Raw genomic sequence first — 19,588 nt, 5'->3', positions numbered from 1 at the left:
AAGGAATCAATATGAAAACAAAAATTCTTAAATCAATTATAACCGCTCTCCTCATGACGAATGCGAGCGCCGGACTTTTCTCAAAGGACGTAAACCTGCTCAACGTATCTTACGATCCTACGAGAGAACTCTATGCAGAGTATAACAAGCTTTTTGCAAGTTATTGGAAATCTAAAACGGGAGACGATGTAAGGGTCAATCAATCTCACGGCGGAAGTGGTAAACAGGCGAGGTCCGTGATCGACGGGCTCGAAGCAGATATCGTTACCCTTGCACTCTCCTACGATATCGACATCATAGCTTCAAAAGGCCTGATCTCCAGGGATTGGCTAAAAAGCCTTCCGAATAACAGCACTCCTTATACTTCCACGATCGTATTTGTAGTCAGAAAAGGAAATCCCAAGAATATAAAAGACTGGGATGATCTAATTCGATCCAAGGTTGGCGTCATAACACCGAATCCAAAAACGAGCGGAGGAGCGCGCTGGAATTATCTCGCCGCTTGGGCTTTCGCTCAGAAAAAGTTCAATAACGATACGAATAAGGTTCAAGATTTTATAAAAACGTTATATAAAAACGTTCCCGTTCTCGATTCGGGAGCCAGAGGTTCCAGCAATACTTTCGCTCAAAACGGCATCGGAGATGTATTGATCGCCTGGGAAAACGAATCTTTTCTTATCCTAGAAGAATTTGGAAAGGATAAATACGAAGTTGTTATTCCGTCATTGAGTATTCTCGCAGAACCGCCCGTCGCAATCGTGGAGAAGAACGCAGAAAAACACGGCAACTTAGAAACGGCAAAGGCGTACCTCAAATCTCTCTATTCTGACGCGGCACAAGAAATTATCGCAAAACACGGATATCGTCCGAGAAACCAGGCTATTCTGAAAAAGCACGAAGGAAAATTTCCCAAATTGGATCTGATCACTGTGGACGGACATTTCGGTGGATGGCATAAAGCACAAAAAGATCATTTTGCAGATGGAGCTTCTTTCGATCAACTTTACGTTAAATAAAAACGAAGAATATCTTATAATAGAAAATCTCATAACATTTTCTATTGAAAAACAAAAGGATTCTCTTGGACAATAACCCCAAAGCCGATTTCATTAGAAATCGGCGATAGTCATAAAACATCACTATATAAATTAACACTTAAATCCACCGCTTATCTTCTATAACTTTCAAAACTGCTCGCATTCGATTTTAGTTTTTCTAAAACATCCTAGGATACGATATCTGAAGATGAAAATCCTTCTAGGATACGGCGTGCAGTACAATTTCTACATAACTTATCCGTTTTTCCGAGACAACTCTAGTATTACGCTGGCTCTAACTTTACGAACATATCAAGTTGGTTTAACTGTATGTCTCGTTTTATTACCGTAAATAGGGTGGGGATGGAATTCGAAGTGCAAGAAGCATTCGATACATTTCAACGACATAGGAGATATACCTATGTCGGATATATAGCGTTATACCATGATAGGAGTGTTGAAAGTTATGAGCTTTTTTTTCATGATGCCGAAAATGATAAACTACACGGTTGCCGCGACCCCATGGATAAAACAGCAAAAGAACTCATTTCCTTCTTCAATTGGGTTGGCGGTTGGGATCCTGCTACTCCAAACTCGATTACACCGATCGACTTAAATCAATTTGACTTATCTCAAGGAAAAAAACTGCTTCAATCTTATATTCCTTATTTTAAGTCTTTGATCAAAGGGGAAAAAGGGATAAGGAATTGGTACGAATGGTGGACCGAAAATGAAAAACTTCTGGAAAATATCTTATCACGTGGAGATTACTTGCGATGGAAAATTTATCCGATTCAAGAAATAGAAAAGTTTCTTAAAGAATCGAATGCCCTTTTCCAGAGAGGATATCGATACTTTTGGTTAGACGGTAACGGTTTAAAATATTACTTTAATATGTAATACGTTAGTCGTATCTTTATAGAATCTCATTTTATAAAGATACGTATTTGTAAGATCTCTAAGTTTCGTTTATGTAACCTAGTGATATAAAAATAAAACGTTCGTCTTCATTTTTAATACTACGATCCTTTTCGATCCCATAAAGCACATAGAAAAACGCCCTATGAAAATTCTGTCAGCCGAAGTAAAGATTCACACACGACGAGGCAAACGGAACTATTTCAGGGTATGTAATTCCAATTCTTAGAACATCTCTCAGGGATGAATAATCATGTAAGCGAACTAGCCTTTAATACTTACATTCAATTTTATAGCCTACTATAAGATCCGATTCTGCCGTCCTCATCTTTAGTACAGTCTCAATTAAAAACCATGAGTCTACTCAGAAGAGTACTTAATATTTTGCACTGAAACAGTACTTTGGAATAAAAATTTACGGTATTCAATCTTATAAGGATCAGTAAGTGCAGTTTCGTAAGCCCAGCGGCCGTACGGCCAGCTTAAAAAACATCCGATTAGTTCATTGATAAATATGTGTTTGAGAGGCATACGTATTCCGCAGTAAGTCAATGATGAAAAGAGAATAATAAACTCTCTGAGTAATAATAAAAAGAATTGCTGACGTAGAAAGTAATTTTGTAAATATAAATCGGTATCAACACTACAAAGAAATCGTTTTCACAGGTAAAACTTTTACAAATGTAGGAAACCTCCATAAAATCAAATTCCCACATAAAAATCGCGCCGATTTACCAACATCACTTCTTACGGAAGTGATGATTTCACAACTCCGTTGAGAGCCAATCGCTCGCTACGCGGCGATTTACCAACATCACTTCTTACGGAAGTGATGATTTCACAACTCCGTTGAGAGCTAATCGCTCGCTACGCGGCGATTTACCAACATCACTTCTTACGGAAGTGATGTTGGCTCGAAAAAGGCGAGGTTCTCTGGGCCTTCGTGAATGACAATTTTTTCCACTCTCCCCCCGGCAGAATGTACACTCTCTTTGAGATAATGATAAAACCAACGTGCAATGTTTTCGGAAGTTGGATTGATCTTTTTAAATTCTTCCAACTCGTTAATCAGAATATGATCCAACTTTCCTACAAGTTCCTTAAGTTTCCGTTTGGAAGTCAGAAAATCAAAACTGATTCCATTCTCATCGATATTTTTTTCTCCGGAAAGATAGAGTTCCACTTTCCAGGAATGCCCGTGTATAGGTTCGTCCGATCCGTCCGGGAAATATCTGTAAAGGAAATGTGAGGACTCAAAACGTTCCTCGATTCGAATATAAAATCTTCCTGATTCTTCAAAAAACATAGCTCTTGACTTTCTTTCCCATGTCTATATATTGGAAGTAACCGCAAATTTAAGGCGGTTTTATAATCTACGAGACGAACTTCAGTGTTTTTCGCAGTTTGTAGTCCCGTAAAGTTTCTTTTCAATACGTTTATTTTAATGATAGGAGATATTCAATGACAGAAGTGGTCAAGCCAAGATTTTATAAGGAAATGACGGTAGGTGAGGCTATGGCCGTTCACTCCGAAGCAGGACTTGTTTTTTCGAGTTACCATTTAGGAGGTTGCTCCCACTGTTCTATCAACGAGCTCGAAACGATCGAGCAGGTTTGTATGGGTTACGGTGTAGAAGTGGATGTTCTAATTGAAAGTCTGAACAATCTTCTTGAAGATTCTCAAGACTAAAAAACTTTCTCCGGAGAAAGATCGTTTCTCCGGGGACCTTCCCTTTTCTTTTTTTCATTCCTCGTTTTTTAAAATCCTCTTTCAAACAATTCCCAATCGTGAAAGAACGTTTACTAGCAGCACTCTTCATTCAATCGATTTTCACCCCGTTTCAATTGTTATAGAACCGATGCAGACACGACGTTCCTTTCGATGGACCGGATTTTCTTGGTTCTTCGTTTTCATTTCGCTCTTCTCCGTGGAAGCGGTCCAGATAGAAGTGTTCGTGCCTCTATGCGACGGAACTCAGCTCGCGTGCGGAAAAGGAAAGGCGGGAGATGTCCGTTCGCTCGAAGGAAATCTTTACTGGGGTGCAGCCTACGGTGTGGAATCTTTTTTTAAAAAGACATTCGGCTACAAAGTCGTCGAACGCAAAGACGAGCCATCGGGTTCTTCCGTTTTAAGACGACTTCGGGTGGAACGAATTCCCAGCAAGGGAGAGCAGAAAGTTTCGATTCTATTTCATGCTTACGCAGGAGACAAGATCGACGATGCGTTAAGCGACTTCTTAAACGCTAGCGCGGGAAACAGCGAATCGGATCTGATCGTATGGGCGGGTCACGATCGACTGATGGATCGTTTACCTCCAGATTGGAAACGGTCTTCTCGTTCCCCGAAGCCCACCGCGGTCTTAGCTTGCAAAAGCGAAAAATACTTCGGGCCAGTTTTGCGATCAATCGGTTCGACTTCCATCGTCTTAACGAGAACGTTTATGGCACCCGAAGCGTATCTCATTCAAGCATTAGTCGACACCGCTGCAAAATCGGGAGTCAAAAACAAACGCGCGATTCGATCAGCTTTAGTCGATTCCTATGCAAAGTATCAACGCATTTCCAAACGCGCCGCCGGGACCGTATTTTCAAAATTGGATTGAACGAACAACCTTACGGCCTTGGAACACAAGATACGCGGATTGAGAGAGATTTGGCTTACTTAAAAATTTTCAACGGGAATATAATAATAACGAACTCCCGCTTTTCGGAAGTAGTTTTGGATTCGATTGTCCTGGCCTTGAACTTCAAAATCTTTCATTGGCTTAAGCCCCTTTAAAAAAGTTCCTTCGTTGATCTGTAATATTTCACCTAATGTATCGAAACGATAAAATTCGAAACCGGATTTTCTTTTAAGAACCAACAAATTCATGGTAAGGAAGTTTTCGTTCCTGTATTCTTCCTCAGAAAGACCGTAAACGAAAGAACTCGGAAAAATTCTATAAACCTTCCCTTTGTATTCTATGGTGTTCTTCCTTCGATCCAAATCCTTAAGAATGGTATAAGAAGAACGATCGGTGATGAAATAAATCGTTCCACAGCGGAACGTAATGTACTGTTTTCCTTTCTGATTCGTAGCAGAAGGGAATACAACTCCGGAAGAAACCATGTCCCCGGAAGAATAATGATTTTCCGCGATCTTTCCGAGACGGTTTCTAAGAGACTCGTCTAAAAATTCTACGGAATCTGTCCGTTTCATCTTGCCGAGCTGATAAAAGATTTTATCGAATTCGTTTTTTTCGTAACCTTTATTTTTTACAAACGTATCGAGTTGTTTTTTGAGGGTTTTGAGACGGATTTGAAAATAGGGAGAATCATTTTTTCCTGCGAGATTGAACATCTCTTCCCAAAGGGTCTCCAATTCCCGAATCTCATCCTTTTGGTCGAAGGTCCTCTTTTCAACCTCTTCCAATATGACTTCAAATTTACGTTTTAAATCAAAAAAGAATCTGGAATCTCTGACAGGGTCCATAGGCGCATTCTTAGTATCGGATAATCGCAGTTTTTTTTCGAGAGCTAGAAATGCTTAAATTCTTCAAATAATAATGGTTTATTTCCTGCAGTTTTTTAACTTCCAAAAGCATCTTGATTCTAAATACAGTTCCAACATTTCTTTTAGTTTGGCCTGCGCATTCTCTCGAATTTCATCTTGGTTTGTAAAACTCAAACTCTCAACGCTGGGCTTACAAATAAATCTGCTTATTCCCAATAAGGTTGCAATAAATTGTTTTATACCCTCTCCCGAAAGATCGTTCAATTCTTTCCGAGGGGCAAGAAATTCAGTTCGCGTGCTTTCTGCTTTTAATTGAAAGTATAATTCCTATCGCGGTCATGGACATGATCAAATGCGATCCTCCGTAACTCATAAACGACAAAGGAATTCCGGTCACGGGCATAAGCCCGATCACGATACCTATGTTAATGGCCATGTGATAAAAAAGTAATGCGACGATTCCGGATGCAAGTAAAGATCCAAATCTATCCTTACTTTCGTAACTGATTTGCAATCCTCTGAGCGGAATCGAAAATAAAAAGAATAATAAAAATACGGAACCTAAAAACCCAGTCTGCTCAGCCCAAGAAGCAAAAATAAAATCGGTGCTTGATTCGGGGACGTGCGGGATTCTTCCTTCCGTCATCTCCGCATTCATCAAACCTTTCCCAAAAAACCTACCGGATCCGACCGCGGGTTTCGAAGCCCTGAGATGGTATCCCGCTCCTTGTTTGAATTCTTCCGGATTTAAAAACGCGGTCAATCGAACTACCTGGTTTTCTCGAAAGGGAACAATTTTCATCACTACAACCGCGGAGATCAAACTGATCCCCAAGATTCCCAAAGGTATATAATATTGTCTTAATGTTCTGCTTCCTCTAGCAATCCGGATTCCCACCATCACAAGACAAGCGATCAAAAAGATTGCTCCAAAAGTCAAAAGCAGAGTTTGATTGGAGAAAATTTTAAAGAGAAATCCTCCCTCCATTTCCACAACCTGATCCACCGCTTCCCGCAATGAGCTTAACGTCTTCGGCGTAAGATTGGCCGTCTTTACGTCTTTTCCGTCAAGTGCAAGCCATATCTTTCCCCCGAGTCGATTGACCACAGATAAAAGGTCCGTTTTTCCGGTCCTTTGTAAGAAGTCGGCGATGTCGTTTATCAAAGTCAGTCTAGAATATTCCACGAACATAGGAACCATGAGAGTAATTCCTCCGAACGCCAATAAGGATCCTATGTGAAGGATATCCGCTCCTCCGAAAAAGAGCATCGTAAACAAAATGGGTAGAAAAGAAACCGCGGTTCCAAAATCGGGCTGGAGCAGTATAAATACCATCGGAACGATCACGATTACGAACGGAATCGAAAGAACAACTAAGTTCTTCATATCCTTTTCCTTTAAAACCATAAACTGCCCCAATAAAATCACCGAGGACAACTTTGCAAACTCAGAGGTTTGAATTCCAATAGGTCCAATCTTGATCCAAGAACGGGCCCCCCTTCCCGAAGGTAAATATCCAATTCCGGGAATTAACGTGATTATCAGCAGGAAAATCGTGAACACATAGATCACGAGCGCATAAGCACCTAACAACTGATAATTGACTCTCGACACGAAATACATGATTACAAGTCCAATGGCGAAATAAAACAGCTGGCGATACCATTTTCCGGGTCCGTCTTCGAAATTGACCTCCTGACTATATAAGGTCGTCACGCTACAAAGAACGACAATCACTACCGAAATCACTAAAAAGTAATCGATCTTTTCTATGGACTTATCTGGCTTCAAGCGTTCCCTCCTGTCCCGTCGAAGGAGAAGACGGCGTTATATCCTGCGATTTCTTGAACGTTCCCGGAGGAAATGCAGCATGAAACATTTCTCTCGCCACGGGAGCGGCCCCAGCAGCTCCTCCGACCCCGTATTCTACAAACACTACGATTAATACCTGTTCACTGACAGGCGCGTTCGCGGGAGCATATCCCACAAACCATGCATGGTTGGATCCGGAAGAGCCTCTTCTTCTCGTCTGAGCTGTTCCCGTTTTTCCTGCGATATCCGGTAAGAATGGCTTGTTCAAAACGTAGGCCGCAGTCCCACTTTTTACCACAAGTTTTAATCCTTCTTTAATCGCTTCTGTAGAAGACTGATTGATCGGAATATCTCTGAGTATTTGAGGTGTGGTTCTGTTAATGATGGAGTTATCCACAGGATCTCGAATTTCACTCACCACATACGGCTGATAGATCTGTCCACGATTGAGAAGTCCCATATAAAATAATGCCATTCCCATCGGTGTCGTTGAAATAAATCCCTGCCCGATCGATAAGTTGATCGTATCCCCGTCAAACCACTTGGTTCCGTATTTGCTTTTTTTCCACGCAGAGGACGGGACAAAACCCGTAATTTCTCCCGGAAGGTCCACTTTGGATTTGTTTTCTAATCCGAAAAGCCTGGAGTAATTTAAAATCGCGTCGGAACCGAGTTTGTATCCAAGATTGTAAAAATACACCGAACAGGATTTCTGCAACGCATGTGCAAGATCATTTGTTCCGTGCCCTCCCTTTTCCCAACAATTAAAAACCTGATCGGGAACTCCTGCGAATGTGGATTTTAATACAAAACTTCCATTGCAGGAAAACGTCGTCTCCGAAGTGTAGCCGATTTTGTGTTGACTTTCCAATGCTGCAAGTGCAACTAACGTTTTATAAGTAGAAGCCGGAGGAAACTTGGATTGGATCGCAAGATTTAAAAATCCTCCATTGTCTTTAACCCGTTTGAAATGCAGAGTCCGATCCGCCTTATTTTTCCCGGAAAGTATATTCGGATCGTAACTAGGATTGGAAACCATCGCCAAAATTTCTCCAGTGGAGACCTTGATCGCAATCGCGGTTCCCCTACTTCCCTTGAGAGCTTTGTGAGCGGCGATCTGAATGTCCTTGTCGATCGTTAAGATCAAATTATTACCGGGAGAAGAATGTTCGACTACGCGCTCTTCTTCTATGTTCCCTTCGGAGCTTCGTTTTTGAATTCGAAATCCGTCGACGCCTCTGAGTTCGGAATCGTATTCGAGTTCGAGTCCGTTCTTTCCGAGATATTGATAGGATTTGATTTCTCCCGCGACGAGATCGTCCCGAGTAGGCTTTCCGATGTAACCGGTCACATGCGCGAGAGCCGGACCCATTTTGTAGATTCTCCTAGGAGAAGGCAGGAGAATAATGTATTTAGATATATTATCAAACACTGATATTCTTTCCTGTTGCGCAGGAGTAATTCCCTCCAAAAGAACGATCGGCTTTTTAGCTTTTAGATTTCTCGAAAAACGAGGTTCGATCAGTTCGTTTTCGTAATAAGAGATCGGAATCGAAAGTGTCCGTGCAAATTCCTGAATGAATGCCTTTACAGAAGCGGGATCATACTTGAACAAGGACGTGTTTAAAATTGCATCTAGGGAAGAATAATTCGAAACTAAAGCCATGGAAGTTTCTGGAGTGAGAAAATTACGATCGAACATCTGCCCTCTCGCGGCCGGCATGATCTCGCTCTTTCTCACGAACTTTTCCGCTTTGAGCGCATTGTTCGTTCCGTTGAGAATCTGTAAATTGAATAGTTGAAAGATAAATGCGTTGAGCGTAAGCACTACAAGTCCGGAAAAAATATACAAACGAAGGCGAAAACTTTTTTCAAGTCGGTATTCCGACGCAGATTGTGCTCCGCCTAACAACTTACGCGTCCCCCATGTGATCCAATTGATAGATCCATGTTAGGGCATAAAAAAAGGCCGGAGCTATAAGCGCATTAAAAAACGAAGTGAAGAATAAGGAATAACTCATATTCTCATGAAAAAATAAGGAGAACAAATAATACGTAGCGACTCTCGTGACAAAGGTGATTAGAAGAGAATAGATCGTAATCGAAAAATAATTTTCATGATATGCGGAACGAGCAAATTTTCCGACAAGATACCCGATCAAACAAAAGGTCAAGGAATGAAGCCCGATCTTATACGTAACTATGTTTCCGATCGCGATTTCACCACCAAGTCCACTATCCGTCAAAAGGCCTCCGAAAAAACCAATCCAGAGCCCATAGAGCGCCCCTCTTCTCAAAGCGAAAAAAAGTACAAGAAGAATCATAAAATCCGGTTTGATCGCTGAACCGATTTCAAAAAGATTTGAGCCATTTAAAAAGTGCGCGATTAAGATGCCGACTGCGATGACGAGCTTTTCTAAGATCATTGCAAATCTTCCTCGTTCGGAACAGAAGGCGACGGGCTCTTTGGTGTATTCGTTTGCGACTGATTCCCGTTAGGCGGAAGAGGATTCTTCGTTTGATTTTCTTTCAAACGATCTTCTCCTGGAAAATTGAGTTCTCCAAAGTAAGGATTTTCGATCGTAATATTCTGTCCTTCTGGCCAGGTTTCCAGCCACTTTTCCGGAAGCTTCAAAATGACCGTTACACTCTCAAGCATCTCAAATCGAACAAATGGTTTTAAGAATGCACTTTTAAAACTCCCGTTTCTCGGCCCTTCTTCCGTAATAATTCCTACTGGAATCCCAGTGGGAAATACCCCGCCGCCTCCAGAAGTATATACCGATTTACCAATCTTACTCAAAGATTCCGTATACTGAATCATCTCACTCGGTCCCATCGGATATTCTCCAAACACTCTCGGGTCGATGATGATTCCGCTATCGATGTAATTCAAAAGTGCTTCGGTTCCCCTTCCAGAGTTTCCCGAAAGATTGGCCCAAAGATTGGTATCCGGCATCGATACTCCCATGTTGAAATTCGAATTGATAAGGGGTTGAACTACGGCCGATCCCCCAGTCACAGCGATAACTTTACCGACAAGCGCTTCTATGATTGCACCCTTTTGATCCACAGCTCTTGCGGTCACTGGCATATAAGGTTTGATTCCAGAATCGGAGCCCTTGTCGATAATGATGGTTCTATAAATGGAATTTAAACGAACGGATAGAACCTCTGCTTTAAGGCTCGCATATTTTTGTCTGCTTTGAAAGCGAAGCTCTTTTCGGAGAAAATCGTTTTCCCGATTCGCTTTTTCCAAGTCCTGTGGAAGGAGTTTATAATCTTCCATGACCGCAACGCAAGAATCCCTTTCCTTACGTATGGCCTCAAAAGATTCCAACTTATTGTAGGCGCCTTTGAAAAATCCTCCGAAAGAATCAATGGAGCCGGATACTACGTCTCCTACTCTTTGAAAGCTCGCAATTCCCCTGACGATTACATTACTTCTAAAAGTTAAGGAAAATATAGAGAACAGAATACAGAATAGAAGAGAAAGAGTCTCCTTACTTCGACTGAGTTGAAACCATAACATCGAATCTTCTTCTGCTCCCGAATTCGTCCGAACAAAAACCGTTCGGAACGTTAGCTATTTCAACTAACTTCTTAGCGTATACCAGGCTTGATATATTTCAATTCGTCTAGATACTTTCCGGTTCCAAGAACCACACAAGTAAGCGGATTTTCTGCACGAAAAACGGGAACTCCCGTTTCCTTAGAAAGATACATTTCCAACCCTCGGAGGAGACATCCACCTCCCGTAAGTACAATTCCTCTTTCCACGATATCCGATGCTAGTTCAGGAGGAGTTCTTTCTAGAACTCGTTTGATTCCGTCTAAGATTTCATCGGTCGGTTCTTTGAGAGCCTTACGAATTTCGTTGGATTCCAATTCAAGTGTTCTAGGAAGTCCGGAAATTGCATCCCGCCCACGAACTTCCATCGTTTCCGCTTTCTTTTCAGGATAAGCATTTCCGATCGTAAGTTTGATATCTTCCGCAGTTCTTTCCCCGACTACTAGATTATATTGATTTCGGAGATACTTAATGATCGCTTCATCAAATTCATCTCCCCCGGTGCGGATGGATTCCGCAATTACCATCCCTCCAAGAGATATTACCGCAATTTCAGTCGTACCACCACCGATATCCACGATCATATTTCCCGCAGGTTCGTTGATCGGGATATTGGCTCCGATCGCGGCGGCAAGAGCTTCTTCAATGAGAAAAATTTCTCTCGCCCCAGCCTGCTCCGCAGATTCACGAACAGCCCGTCTCTCTACCTCAGTGATTCCAGACGGAACTCCGATTACGATTCTAGGTTTTACGAAAGTAGTACGGTTATGCACCTTCGCGATAAAATAACGGATCATTTTTTCGACGGTTTCGAAGTCTGCGATCACTCCATCTTTCATCGGACGGATCGCCACAATTTCACCCGGTGTCCGACCCAACATCCGCTTTGCTTCCTGCCCTACCGCGAGAACTTTACCGGTAGCCGCATGAACCGCGACAACGGAAGGTTCGGATAAAACGATCCCCTGTCCTTTTACATGTACCAGTGTATTTGCCGTCCCTAGATCAATTCCCATATCGTTGGAAAACAGGGCATAGAGGTTATCAAAGATCATTTCATGTACCTTTCAACCGCGGAGGTTTTTTATCTTTATTATCTGTTTAAAGCGGAAAATTCTTCAGAACTTTCTTCATTGGACAGGTTTCAATAATTTCAACGCTAAGGTTCCCGGCAACCTCAAAACAAAAAAATCAGAAAACAAATTAGGCTGGATTCATTTCAACGGAGAAACATTCTGTTCAACCATGGTTCAGGAAAAACCTCTCGCGGCCATAGACCTCGGCACTAATTCATTCCATATGATCATCGTTCGAGTTCGGACGAACGGAACCTTCGAAGCCATAGCAAGAGAAAAAGAATCGGTTCGCTTAGGTAACAGGTTACAAGAAAACGGACCGATCGATCCCGATTCTTTTCGAAGAGGAATCGATTGTCTCAAACGATTTAAAATTCTCGCAGAAAACTCCGGCGCGGAAATCAGAGCTGTCGCCACAAGCGCGTTACGAGAAGCTTCCAATCGGGAAGAATTCTTAGAAGCTGTATACCAAGAAACGGGCATATCCATAGACGTAGTAAGCGGTTATGAAGAAGCCCGTTTAATCTATTTCGGAATTCTTCAAGGAATTCCCGTTTTCGATCGAAAGATTATGATGATCGATATCGGTGGAGGAAGTACGGAAATACTCGTCGGTCACAGAGGAAATATTCTATTCTCTAAAAGTTTTAAACTGGGAGCGATTAGACTCACCGAAAAATTTTTTCAGGAAGAGCCTCTTTCCAACTCCGGTATCCGAAAGTGCAGACTCTTTATAGAAGAAATGCTTCTTCCCTTTCGAAAAATTCTCAGAGATTTAAAACCGGATTTGATCGTGGGTTCGTCCGGCACCATTCAAGCGATCGCCGGAATGATTCTTGCGTCAAGAGGTGAAACCGAAGAAATCTCATTAAATAATTTTTCCTTTCTGACCTCAGAGTTTAAGAAAATCCGAAATCTAATTTTGGAAGCGGACACATCCAGAAAAAGAACCAAGATTCCCGGACTCGATAGCAAACGAGCCGATATCATTGTCGGAGGAACTCTTATCCTGGAAGAGATTTTTGATCTGGCAAACGTTCCCGCTTTGACGGTTTCCGAGTTCGCGCTTCGGGAAGGAATTGTTTACGATACCATTCGCAAATGGGAACATTTTGAAAGTACGGAACATTCTAAACATCTAGACGCCATTCGACAAACCTCGGTGGATAACTTCATGCGAGCCTTTTCCAGAGACGAAGAATATTCCAAACATGTCGCCAATCTGAGTCTTCAGATCTTCGATCAACTGGTAAGTCTGCATAAACTCGGACAAGAGCAGAGAGAACTTTTGGAAGCCGCTTCTCTTCTTCATGAAATTGGTCAATCCATCTCTCATTCTGCATATCACAAACATAGTTATTATATGATTCGAAATTCGGAAATGCTCTTAGGATTTACCTTTTTGGAGATCGAAATCATCGCTCTCACCGCACGTTATCATAGAAAAAATACTCCAAGAATCAAACACAGAGAATTCAGTAAACTCGCGGAAAAAAACCGAACCTTAGTCTGCCAACTTTCCGCAATTTTAAGAATCAGCTCCGCTCTCAATCGTAACCGAGGCGGACTCGTCCTTTCTGTAACTTGCAAGATCGAAAAAAATCTGATCCATTTCGTTTTAAAATCGGATAAGGGCTACGATCCCTCCTTGGAGATCTGGGCGGCAGAAGAACAAAAAATCGCCTTTGAAGAAACCTTCGGTTATTCGGTAAAATTTGTAACGGGGAATTAAAGACAAATAAGTCGTTCCGTTTTTTAATATTTACTTCGTTTGCACTCCCGATAAAAACGCGGAAGTTCTCACAAATTACGTTGTATCGGCGTTTACTTTCCTGTCGTTTAAAATTGTAGTAGTTTCTACATTCCTAAGGTTTTGAGACGGGCTCTGATATGGCGCCCCCATCCGGAGCTGTAAATATTTTTTCGCATTTTTTTTAATCACCCAATAATTTAACTCGTTAGAGAAAAGCATTCGCGACGATTGATCAGACTGATATTCGCGGGTTGGATACCGCAGGATAATCTATACATCGGGAGCTGTTCTTAGTCTTAAAACGAAGGTCAAATTTGAAATTCAAATTTGCTTCAACACTGAGCCAACAAGTATTCCTCCTTTATCGTACATCTTCTCTAACGAATTCAATTATTGGATGAAACATTACTCTAACTCTATGCAACCAGATTCATCGCCGCCCAAAGAAATCCGGATAACTCTCTTGAAACTGCCGTTATCATTACCTGAGGAGTTTTTCCTCTTTGCTGTAGATTACGAAACTTCTTGTGTAATCTGAGAGATGCTTTTTCCGCCAAAGCAACAACTAACGCAGGTTGTCCCGATCTACGTGCGGTTACAATTTTACTTCCTGTTCCAGGGAAACGATGTTGCCAAGCTGCTTCTGTCAATATTCTTCGAAGTCTGGGACTTCCAGTTTTTGTTATCCCTGTTTGTTTTCTTTTGGAACCGCTGGAATATTCTCCCGGAACAAGTCCTAAAAAACTCATGAACGAACCGGCTGTTTTGAATCGTTTGAAGTCACAAACCTCACAAAGTAAAAACATTGCGGTTAGATAATCCACTCCTCGGAAACATCTTAATACTCCCACTTTCTCTCGATACGGTTCACTTTCCGCTATCTCTTGTATCCTCTTATCCATCGCTTTTAAATTCTCTTCTTGAACTCTTACCCGACTATAATAGTCGTTAAATGTCTCTTGAAGGATCTCGTTGTTAAACTGTAGATTGTTCAACCATTTGTTATGACTGACTGTCCAATACTTTGTTGCTGAGTAAGTTATACCCTTTCTTAATAAGAATTTCATTAACCTTTGACGATTCCTTCCTAAATCCAAACGAAGGCTGTCACGGGATCTCAAATAATCCCTTACCGCTTCGTCCTCTTCACTCGGTACATGAATCGATTCTAATTCTCCACTTCGCAATAATTTTGCTAATTTGATTGCATCTCTCTTATCCGTTTTGATCTTATCCGAACTTTGTCTTGGTATCTTTCCTGGTGCTACAAGGATACAGTTTACTCCCAAAGACTTTAGACATCTGTAAAGTGGATAACCCGTTACTCCCGCCTCGTAACAACTATGTATCTCGTTCCATTCTGATTTTAGTTTATTGACGAACTTTTTGATCTGAACCTCATTATGTTTTATCTGCTGTTCTTTTACTATTTCCTTTGTATTGTTCGTTAAACACGCAATTCTAATCGTTTCTTTGTGGACATCCATTCCTACATATACTTTTCTTTTCATTACGTTCCTTCTGTTGGTTTTCTTGTTTTGTGGTAAATGCTTGCATCTAACCCACGCTTTTCAAGCCCAGAAGGGGCGCCATTTTGTCTTAGCTCTGCATTTTAGTTATTCATGTTGTGAGTGCTCTATAATCTTTTGGGAACAGTTTCTGATATTGTGCTGCGTATAATTTACGGAAATAAATTTTTCTACCGAAGACGGCCTACAGTCAGTAGGCAAACCACTTGGTTTTAAAAATCTTCTTTAAAAAGAAAAGCTAAATGAAAACCTGGACGATCCCAGAATCGTTGACAATTATAACAAATATACGACAAACGTTTTTAAAACCATACTTCGGAAAGTTTTTTTAACGGTTTCGAGGTGATTTTCAAACACGAACCAACATTCAAAAAGTAGGATTTTATAATATGAACTTAGAACAAATCATGATAGAATTGGAAAAAATGGGAACACCCTCCATCAAAAAGATATTCGTCAATCACGGAGCAAAAGAACCGCTCTTTGGAGTCAAAGTAGGAGACTTAAAAAAGATCCAAAAGAAAATAAAAAAGAACAACGAACTTTCCCTGGAACTTTATAAAACGGGAAATTCGGACGCAATGTATCTCGCAGGACTCGTAGCCGACGAAAAACAAATCCAAAAAAAAGATCTACAGTTTTGGGCTAAGAATGCAACCTCTCCAATGATCAGCGAATACACCGTGGCATGGATCGCGGCGGAAAGCAAATACGGGTGGGAACTTGCGAGAGAATGGATCGAATCCGAAAAAGAAAGCATCGCTTCTTCTGGATGGAGCACGTTTTCCAGCTTGTTGTCGATCGTTCCTAACGATCAAATTGAGTTGAAAGAAGTTTCCAAGTTACTCAAAAGAGTAGAATCCAAAATTCATAAATCTCAGAACCGAGTAAAATATTGTATGAATGGCTTTGTCATTGCCGTAGGAGGTTTTTATCCGGAACTTACCGAGGAAGCCCTACAAACCGCAAAAAAAATCGGCAAAGTAAAAGTGATGATGGGCAAAACGGCCTGCAAAGTTCCAGAAGCCCCCGAATACATCCTAAAAATGCGTAAAATGGGAAAAATAGGAAATAAAAAAAAGACGGCTCGTTGTTAAGCGAAGAACTTTTTTAAAAACGTTAAAGCCGATTGACAAATCCTCTAAAAGTTATATAATAATTTTCTAATATCACTTTAAATCGTTTCACTCTTGTTCTTTTTTGCAGAACCGCAGATCGCAAAGTCGAACCAAAACTCGAAGAGTCCAATCCGTATTTCGAAAACGCGGAAAATTACGGTTTTCGAATCAAGTCTCCATTTTGGGTAATCAAAATAGAAAGTTACAGCCGATTTCAATCTATTACCAATGACTCGGACAATCGGTATCGCCAAAAGAATGATATTCAATTTTCATCAAACGAATTTAAAAGTTCAGTGAGATTCCTCGCAATCGAAAAGGAAAAACCCTGCACCGAAAAAATCAATTTTAGAAGAAATCAGTTACAATCATTCAGTAAGTTCGTAATAAAATATAAGAGTTCCCACAAATTACGTCCCTTTGATAGTTTACGAGCTTTCGAACAGATTTTATAATTGTTAAGTTCTCGTTGGAGCTCCTACATTCCGAGGCTTTGGAATAAGTTCTTAATTCCGGTAGTAAGAACCCTAAATCCATCTATTTACTCATTCCCCTAGAAAAATAGACATCGATCAAAAAGTTATTCGGCATTTAGTCATCTTGCCCAGAAAAACAGATTCACTTTAAAGATAAAGGACAACAGTTTGTTGTTTCAATACCAATCTATTGTTTTAAAATCTTTTCCGCCAAAACCGGAACCAACTTACGCATTCCACAAGTATTCAAGTGAGTGTAATCCCCGAAATCTCTCGGTTCGAAAAGATGTGCTTTGACCTTCCAATAAGAAATTCCCTCTTCCATAAGAATCGATTCCCAAAGAGACATCTGCGGAAACGAAGAGAGTTTTTCGTCGAAATCGGGACGAAACGGCAAAGAAACGGCTAAGACGGGAACATTATGTGCTTTAAAGTAGGAAAACAACCCCCTCCAGGCTTTTAGAGAAGATTTTCTCGTTTTTTGCAAAGCAACTTCCGCATTCTGAGGAAGGGGAATTAAGTTCTCATTCGGAATGCAAACTCCGTCATAAGAAGATTGTTTTCCCCAATCCAAGTATCCATTATTTTTTGAATATTCAATTTCCAGAAACTGATTTCGATCTAAATTAGACTTCCATTTTTTGATCGGATTTCCGAGGAGTAATTTTTCCAAATTCTTTTCGGAATAGCTGAACTCGTCTCCTTCCCCTATAATTTTGAAAGTAGTCGAAACGGAAGCATTGAGACGTAAAAATGGAAAAACTCTTCCCAAAAGATAATACATACCAATGGAAAGATTTTTCAAATAAAAATCTCCAAGAAAGATTTCCGTAAAAATTTCCAGATGAAATGAATCATAATTCAACACAAGACTTCGATGAGCCTGAGCAACGTCCATGTCCGAAAGAGAAAACACCGATCCGTTTACGATCACCAAGGAAGGTTTGGTTCCGATTTTCCGTTCGTACTCCTTCCAACGTAAAAACATCCCCTCCGGTTGTTCGGAAGGTCTCGGTAAAAACCAAATCGGGCGACCCAATCTTTTTTCCAGTTCCTTAGGATGAATCCCGGAAAGAATCTGACTGTCTCCTAAAAACAAAATGGGAGCAAGTGACCGAGAAGATTCAGATTCTGTATAAAGGGAAGAATCCATGTTGGACAAACGATCGTAAAGAAAAGAATTTTTCTCCTGAAAAGGAACCAAGAACGGAAATAAAAAAAATTGAAACGATACCAAAAGAACGAAACAAACTATCACACCTAAGATTCTATTTCTTCTGTGATTCGAAATACGCTTTAGATTCGAATGAAACTTGACGCTCAATTTTTTTTACATTACATTATATTTCATTGAAACGGTTCTTTCTTATTCGGAATAAATTTTAAAACTGAAAGTAGAAGAATTCCCTTTTTTCAAAAAGTCCGAAAAGACAAAATAAAATTCCAATCCCAAAAGACAATGAACCCCACCGCAACGGACTCGAAACGATTTTTTCTAAAAACGGATCCGTTCCTCCCCAAATGATCATCCAAAATTCTACAATAATCAACGGCAACAAAAGAAAAAACAACTTGGCTCCAAATACAGGGTTCCAATAAAATCCCGCGGTTGCATTCAAAATCAATCCCCAAAGTTCGCCAGGGGAATGCACCTGAAACAAGAGCAGCCCAAGCGCAAACATCCAGAACGTAGACAAGATACCCATTAGTTTTATAAAATATTCAAATATTTTAATTTTTTTTGGAACCAATAATAAAACGTATTTTTGCATCAAATTATAAACGACTACCTGTAAACCACAGTAAAATCCCCATACCAAATATCCGTACGTGGCTCCATGCCAAAGTCCTCCCAAAATCCAGACGATCATCAAATTCAAATTTTGACGAAATAAAGAAATCCGATTTCCCCCGAGAGGAATATAAAGATAATCTCTAAGCCATGTCGAAAGAGAAATATGCCATCGTTTCCAAAATTCGGACGGGCTCGACGAAATGAATGGAAAATTGAAATTCAGGGAAAGTTTAAAACCCAATATTTTCGCAAGCCCTCGAGCGGCATCCGTATATCCGCTAAAATCGGCATAGACTTGAAACGCAAAAGAGAAAGCAATCCAAAGAACCATGCCGGAAGGAAGTTGAATTCCAGGTTCCATCGCCTTATCGGTAAACAACAAAAGATGATCCCCGATAAATACCTTTTTAAAAATTCCCCAAAAAAATAGAACCGCACCGGAAACAAACCCGTCTTCCGCGACCGCACGCTCCGCTTCAATTTGAGGCAACAAAGAATCCGGCCTTTCGATCGGCCCGGCAAGCAACAATGGAAAAAATAAATCATAAACTCCGAAATGAATGAAATTAGAACAGGGTTTTATTTTTCCGGATCGAATATCCGAAAGATAGCTGATATTATGAAATGTATAAAACGAAATCCCAACGGGTAAAAGAATTTCAGGAAAAGTAAGAATCGAAAACGAAAACAAAGTTCCCAATATATCGTTCCAAACACTTAATAAAAATAGAATATACTTGAAAAAGATCAGTATTCCCAGATTTAAAACAATCAAAAAGACGAAGATCCTCTTTTGATGATATTCCGACGAACGACCGAGCCAAATTCCTCCGGCAAAATTGAAGGAAATACAAAAGAGCAGAAGTAGAACCATCTCCGGCTTCCAAAACCCGTAAAAGAACAGACCTCCGAAAAATAAAAGCCGGTTCTGTCCCGTTAATCCGAGACGAAAGTAGATCAGACAAAAAGCGATAAAAAAAAGAAGGAAACTCAGAGAATTGAATAACATT

16 protein-coding genes are annotated in these 19,588 nt (G+C 40.6%); 6 read left to right on the top strand and 10 right to left on the bottom strand.

What is annotated here, in order from left to right; genetic code table 11:
• Positions 1 to 11: 11 nt before the first annotated feature.
• Both LEP1GSC190_RS06645 and LEP1GSC190_RS06640 read left to right on the top strand, forming a co-directional pair.
• Positions 12 to 1,016, top strand: coding sequence for a sulfate ABC transporter substrate-binding protein (locus LEP1GSC190_RS06645; RefSeq protein WP_002762067.1), 1,005 nt, complete (start codon positions 12 to 14; stop codon positions 1,014 to 1,016).
• A 351-nt stretch (positions 1,017 to 1,367) separates the two neighbouring features.
• Positions 1,368 to 1,937 (top strand): hypothetical protein, encoded by a 570-nt coding sequence (locus LEP1GSC190_RS06640; RefSeq protein ID WP_173380573.1) that lies wholly within the window; start codon positions 1,368 to 1,370, stop codon positions 1,935 to 1,937.
• A gap of 913 nt (positions 1,938 to 2,850) precedes the next feature.
• On the opposite strand, the gene LEP1GSC190_RS06635 is transcribed toward LEP1GSC190_RS06640, so the two are convergent.
• The gene (locus LEP1GSC190_RS06635) at positions 2,851 to 3,261 is read right to left on the bottom strand and encodes a 6-carboxytetrahydropterin synthase (protein ID WP_002762113.1); all 411 of its coding nucleotides are present in this window, start codon (positions 3,259 to 3,261) and stop codon (positions 2,851 to 2,853) included.
• Positions 3,262 to 3,416: 155 nt separating this feature from the next.
• Between LEP1GSC190_RS06635 and LEP1GSC190_RS06630 the strand changes: the two genes are divergently transcribed.
• A complete protein-coding gene (locus LEP1GSC190_RS06630) occupies positions 3,417 to 3,644 on the top strand; it encodes a disulfide oxidoreductase (protein WP_002632917.1) in 228 nt (75 codons plus the stop codon).
• A gap of 169 nt (positions 3,645 to 3,813) precedes the next feature.
• Positions 3,814 to 4,557 (top strand): hypothetical protein, encoded by a 744-nt coding sequence (locus LEP1GSC190_RS06625; protein WP_173380574.1) that lies wholly within the window; start codon positions 3,814 to 3,816, stop codon positions 4,555 to 4,557.
• 59 nt (positions 4,558 to 4,616) lie between these two features.
• On the opposite strand, the gene LEP1GSC190_RS06620 is transcribed toward LEP1GSC190_RS06625, so the two are convergent.
• The 6 genes from LEP1GSC190_RS06620 to LEP1GSC190_RS06590 all read right to left on the bottom strand — a co-directional run bounded on the left by LEP1GSC190_RS06620 (position 4,617) and on the right by LEP1GSC190_RS06590 (position 11,886).
• A complete protein-coding gene (locus LEP1GSC190_RS06620; protein ID WP_002762219.1) occupies positions 4,617 to 5,426 on the bottom strand; it encodes a hypothetical protein in 810 nt (269 codons plus the stop codon).
• Between the two features lie 307 nt (positions 5,427 to 5,733).
• Complete coding sequence (rodA, locus tag LEP1GSC190_RS06610; RefSeq protein WP_002762255.1) at positions 5,734 to 7,239, bottom strand: rod shape-determining protein RodA; 1,506 nt, start codon at positions 7,237 to 7,239, stop codon at positions 5,734 to 5,736.
• Entirely contained in the window at positions 7,226 to 9,172 is a 1,947-nt protein-coding gene (gene mrdA, locus LEP1GSC190_RS06605) for a penicillin-binding protein 2 (RefSeq protein WP_004280055.1), read from the bottom strand. The genes rodA and mrdA overlap by 14 nt, the downstream gene beginning before the upstream one ends.
• Position 9,173: 1 nt before the next feature.
• Positions 9,174 to 9,686, bottom strand: a complete 513-nt coding sequence (gene mreD / locus LEP1GSC190_RS06600; RefSeq protein ID WP_002762132.1) for a rod shape-determining protein MreD — start codon at positions 9,684 to 9,686, stop codon at positions 9,174 to 9,176.
• A complete protein-coding gene (gene mreC / locus LEP1GSC190_RS06595; RefSeq protein ID WP_002762143.1) occupies positions 9,683 to 10,792 on the bottom strand; it encodes a rod shape-determining protein MreC in 1,110 nt (369 codons plus the stop codon). The genes mreD and mreC overlap by 4 nt, the downstream gene beginning before the upstream one ends.
• A gap of 71 nt (positions 10,793 to 10,863) precedes the next feature.
• On the bottom strand, positions 10,864 to 11,886 hold the full coding sequence (locus LEP1GSC190_RS06590; protein WP_002724608.1) for a rod shape-determining protein: 1,023 nt from the start codon (positions 11,884 to 11,886) through the stop codon (positions 10,864 to 10,866).
• A gap of 190 nt (positions 11,887 to 12,076) precedes the next feature.
• On the opposite strand from LEP1GSC190_RS06590, the gene LEP1GSC190_RS06585 reads away from it, so the two are divergent.
• A complete protein-coding gene (locus tag LEP1GSC190_RS06585; protein WP_004280634.1) occupies positions 12,077 to 13,639 on the top strand; it encodes a Ppx/GppA phosphatase family protein in 1,563 nt (520 codons plus the stop codon).
• A 437-nt stretch (positions 13,640 to 14,076) separates the two neighbouring features.
• On the opposite strand, the gene LEP1GSC190_RS06580 is transcribed toward LEP1GSC190_RS06585, so the two are convergent.
• Positions 14,077 to 15,171 carry an IS110 family RNA-guided transposase gene (locus LEP1GSC190_RS06580; RefSeq protein ID WP_126160276.1) on the bottom strand — a complete coding sequence of 365 codons (1,095 nt, stop codon included), beginning with the start codon at positions 15,169 to 15,171 and terminating at the stop codon, positions 14,077 to 14,079.
• A 407-nt stretch (positions 15,172 to 15,578) separates the two neighbouring features.
• Here LEP1GSC190_RS06580 and LEP1GSC190_RS06575 point away from each other — a divergent pair, with 407 nt between their 5' ends.
• Positions 15,579 to 16,286, top strand: a complete 708-nt coding sequence (locus LEP1GSC190_RS06575; RefSeq protein WP_002762081.1) for a DNA alkylation repair protein — start codon at positions 15,579 to 15,581, stop codon at positions 16,284 to 16,286.
• 684 nt (positions 16,287 to 16,970) lie between these two features.
• Here the strand turns inward: LEP1GSC190_RS06575 and LEP1GSC190_RS06570 are convergent.
• Together LEP1GSC190_RS06570 and LEP1GSC190_RS06565 are read right to left on the bottom strand one after the other, a co-directional pair.
• Positions 16,971 to 18,074, bottom strand: a complete 1,104-nt coding sequence (locus LEP1GSC190_RS06570; protein WP_173380577.1) for a hypothetical protein — start codon at positions 18,072 to 18,074, stop codon at positions 16,971 to 16,973.
• Between the two features lie 91 nt (positions 18,075 to 18,165).
• Positions 18,166 to 19,587, bottom strand: a complete 1,422-nt coding sequence (locus LEP1GSC190_RS06565) for an MBOAT family O-acyltransferase (RefSeq protein WP_002762162.1) — start codon at positions 19,585 to 19,587, stop codon at positions 18,166 to 18,168.
• Between the last annotated feature and the right edge of the window lies 1 nt (position 19,588).

This window comes from Leptospira mayottensis 200901116, from assembly GCF_000306675.2.
In the GTDB taxonomy this organism is placed as follows: Bacteria; Spirochaetota; Leptospiria; order Leptospirales; family Leptospiraceae; genus Leptospira; species Leptospira mayottensis.
The sequence above is the reverse complement of the archived record's forward strand: the minus strand, read 5'-3'. Positions and strand labels throughout refer to the sequence as shown.

Coding starts and splice junctions, on each gene's coding strand:
- LEP1GSC190_RS06645 (WP_002762067.1), top strand. CDS start 12: ATGAAAACAAAAATTCTTAAATCAATTATAACCGCTCTCCTCATGACG.
- mreD (WP_002762132.1), bottom strand. CDS start 9,686: ATGATCTTAGAAAAGCTCGTCATCGCAGTCGGCATCTTAATCGCGCAC.
- LEP1GSC190_RS06620 (WP_002762219.1), bottom strand. CDS start 5,426: ATGGACCCTGTCAGAGATTCCAGATTCTTTTTTGATTTAAAACGTAAA.
- LEP1GSC190_RS06585 (WP_004280634.1), top strand. CDS start 12,077: ATGGTTCAGGAAAAACCTCTCGCGGCCATAGACCTCGGCACTAATTCA.
- mreC (WP_002762143.1), bottom strand. CDS start 10,792: ATGTTATGGTTTCAACTCAGTCGAAGTAAGGAGACTCTTTCTCTTCTA.
- LEP1GSC190_RS06625 (WP_173380574.1), top strand. CDS start 3,814: ATGCAGACACGACGTTCCTTTCGATGGACCGGATTTTCTTGGTTCTTC.
- LEP1GSC190_RS06590 (WP_002724608.1), bottom strand. CDS start 11,886: ATGATCTTTGATAACCTCTATGCCCTGTTTTCCAACGATATGGGAATT.
- LEP1GSC190_RS06575 (WP_002762081.1), top strand. CDS start 15,579: ATGAACTTAGAACAAATCATGATAGAATTGGAAAAAATGGGAACACCC.
- LEP1GSC190_RS06565 (WP_002762162.1), bottom strand. CDS start 19,587: ATGTTATTCAATTCTCTGAGTTTCCTTCTTTTTTTTATCGCTTTTTGT.
- LEP1GSC190_RS06635 (WP_002762113.1), bottom strand. CDS start 3,261: ATGTTTTTTGAAGAATCAGGAAGATTTTATATTCGAATCGAGGAACGT.
- LEP1GSC190_RS06640 (WP_173380573.1), top strand. CDS start 1,368: ATGTCTCGTTTTATTACCGTAAATAGGGTGGGGATGGAATTCGAAGTG.
- LEP1GSC190_RS06580 (WP_126160276.1), bottom strand. CDS start 15,171: ATGAAAAGAAAAGTATATGTAGGAATGGATGTCCACAAAGAAACGATT.
- LEP1GSC190_RS06630 (WP_002632917.1), top strand. CDS start 3,417: ATGACAGAAGTGGTCAAGCCAAGATTTTATAAGGAAATGACGGTAGGT.